At 41.6% G+C, this 2467-nt stretch carries 2 protein-coding genes; one reads left to right on the forward strand and one right to left on the reverse strand.

Annotated elements, in window-relative coordinates:
• Nucleotides 1-415 precede the first annotated feature (415 nt).
• Nucleotides 416-1609 carry an MFS transporter gene (locus tag ACW12G_RS07530; protein WP_048700259.1) on the forward strand — a complete coding sequence of 398 codons (1194 nt, stop codon included), beginning with the start codon at nucleotides 416-418 and terminating at the stop codon, nucleotides 1607-1609.
• A gap of 38 nt (nucleotides 1610-1647) precedes the next feature.
• On the opposite strand, the gene ACW12G_RS07535 is transcribed toward ACW12G_RS07530, so the two are convergent.
• On the reverse strand, nucleotides 1648-2421 hold the full coding sequence (locus tag ACW12G_RS07535; protein ID WP_147000901.1) for a TIGR01457 family HAD-type hydrolase: 774 nt from the start codon (nucleotides 2419-2421) through the stop codon (nucleotides 1648-1650).
• Between the last annotated feature and the right edge of the window lie 46 nt (nucleotides 2422-2467).

A 2467-nucleotide genomic window follows, 5' to 3' on the forward strand; every position in this document is an offset into this window, starting at 1 on the left:
ACAGTTTCTAGTACTTTCTTGCACATCAATAAGAGAGTTATCTCTAAGCTGCATCATTTTTCTTTCGGAAAATGACTTATATAAAACATCATATATTTCTGAAAGTTTCATTCAGTTGAATTTGTCCTTAAATTTCACTAAGTTTATGGACGTATTAAAAAATTATTAGTCGTCTAACGTAAGATATGCTTGTATTTTATGAGATGATTAAAATTTTTTTGCGTACTTTGTGAAAAAGTGGTATTCTTAATGTAACTGTTTTCGTTTACAATGTTTTCATGCAAGCGCACGGTGTCAAATTGAATGGAGTTTTGTAACATGGACGGCGCTAAGACCGTTCTACGTTTATCACCGTCACCAACCTAGCTGTCTTGCTGGGTTTGAACTGTCGCAATGATAAACAAAGGAACGGGAAATGGAAGAGAAGTTATTTAATAAAGGGTTTATAGCAGTTACGAGCATTAATTTTATTGTCTATCTTGTATATTACTTAATGATGGTCATTATTGCGGTGATTGCACATGAAGAACTACATGCATCGTTTGGCCAGGCGGGCGTGGCATCGGGGATATATATTATTGGAACGTTGGTGGCGCGACTCATTGTCGGCAAAGAGTTAGAGTTAGTCGGTCGTCGCCAAATTGCGCGCTGGGGGGCCGTCTTTTATCTCGTGACAACAATTGCCTACTTATTTGTACCAAATATCTTGGTGCTGGATACGGTGCGTTTGTTGAATGGTTTTGCTTACGGGATGACTTCAACCGCCCTGAATGCCATTGTCACGGATTTTATTCCTGATAATCGACGTGGTGAGGGGATTAATTACTACGGCTTGAGCACAAGTTTGGCAGCAGCTATTGGCCCATTTGTTGGCTTAATGTTGTTGAATGCGACGAGTTTTCACTTTATTGTGCTGTTGTCAGTTGCCTTAATTGCTGCCGCAATGGTTGCGTTATTTATGATTAAAATTACGAATGTGACGCTTACTGATGCGCATCGTCAAGCATTAAAATCATGGCAAATCTCAAGTTTTGTTGAGTATAAAGTTGGCTTAATTGCCGTAATTGGATTTTTAATGGGGTTATCATATTCCAGTGTTTTAGCCTTTTTGGCCTCGTATGCAGAGAGTTTGAATCTAGTCGCCGTTAGTTCCTTCTTCTTTGTTGTCTATGCCGGCATTGTCACGATCACACGGCCAATGTCTGGGCGAATTTTTGATCGGTTTGGTGAAAATATGGTCATGTATCCGAGTTATATTTTCTTAACCATTGGCCTAATTATTTTAGGCTTAACGCATAATGGCGTGACCTTACTACTGTCTGGGGCATTTATTGGGCTAGGGTATGGCACATTTATGTCAAATGGTCAGGCGGTCACCTTGAAATTAGTGTCAGCACGTCGGATTGGGATCGCTTTATCGACGTATTTTATCGGTTTAGATTTAGGCTTGGGTGTCGGGCCTTATGCCTTTGGTGCCTTACATGCGTATGTGCCATTTAGAGACTTGTATTTCATTGCGGCAATGATACCGCTTATTTCGGCCATTCTGTATTACCTCTTTTACCGACCTGCGAAACGGCAAATAGCAGCAGACGGTTTAGTGAATTAACGTAAAAAAGCACTGTTTCACGTGAAACAGTGCTTTTTTTATAGGTGCCAATCATCAAGTGAGGCGACTTCATAGGTTGGTTTTTGTGTGACTTGCGCGATTTGTTCAGGGGTTGAAACACCTGAATAGACTAGCAACGTATCAATCCCATTATTAATCCCCGCAAGAATATCTGTTTGATAATTATCGCCGACCATCAGGACGTCTTGCGGTGCAACACCCAGCCGTTGGCAAGCGCCAGTCATAATGGGTGCTTCGGGCTTGGCAATAATAATGGGCGCGGTTTGGGTTGCTGTTTGTAGCGCGCTCACCAATGTGCCAGCACCAGGTAGCATACCGGCTTCAGTTGGTAAATTGGTATCACAATTAGTGGCAATAAATAGTGCACCAGCTTGAATGGCCAAAGTGGCTTGAACCAATTTGTCATAAGTGAATTGGCGATCTAAGCCCATGACGACAACATCCGCCTGATGATCAGCCACAAGTGTGTAACCGGCGGACTGGATGGCTGTTTGCAAACCAGCTTCGCCGATGACCAAAATTTTAGCTTGATCAGGTACGTGGGTCTTGAGATAATCCGCCGTTGCCATTGCACTAGTATAGACTTGATCTGGTGTTGTCACAATCCCATGATTTTGACTTAAGTTGTCGGCAACCGCTTCAGGCGTTTTAGTTGAGTTATTTGTGACGAAGAGGTAAGGAATCTGTTGCGCACGTAACCGGTCAATGAAACGTTTGCCTGACGGATATTGTCTTGTACCTTGATAAATGGTCCCATCTAAATCAATAAAATAGGCCTGATATTGTCTCATCTGCTTTAAACTCCATTTAATTTCTAATAGTTATATTATATACATC

Source organism: Leuconostoc sp. (genome assembly GCF_965300815.1).